The sequence below is a fragment of the Pseudomonas sp. dw_612 genome, from assembly GCF_018449725.1.
Classification (GTDB): domain Bacteria; phylum Pseudomonadota; class Gammaproteobacteria; order Pseudomonadales; family Pseudomonadaceae; genus Aquipseudomonas.
This window is the reverse complement of sequence record NZ_JAAVVC010000080.1, coordinates 1-231: the sequence shown is the minus strand read 5'-3', so window position 1 is coordinate 231 and position 231 is coordinate 1. Positions and strand designations below refer to the sequence as shown.

Sequence of the window (231 nt, the reverse complement as noted above, 5' to 3'; positions counted from 1 at the left end):
GATGTCGACGTTGATTGCTTCGCTCGAGGTCGAGTAGTCGACGGTGTCGGTACCCAACGCGCCGTCAAAAGCAATCGCCCGGCCATCGGCAACAATCGTGTCGTTGAAGTTGGAACCACGGATGCCTTCGATGTCGGTGTAGGTGTCGCCCGTTGCGATCCCGGAGTTGACGCCGGTTTTCAGGTTGAGATTCACTCCGACAGTGCTGTCGGTATACGCCACGGTGTCCAC

1 pseudogene is annotated in these 231 nt (G+C 58.0%); it reads right to left on the bottom strand.

From position 1 onward, the window contains the following. Positions 1–231, bottom strand: a pseudogene (locus HB680_RS32570) (calcium-binding protein); the annotation flags it as partial.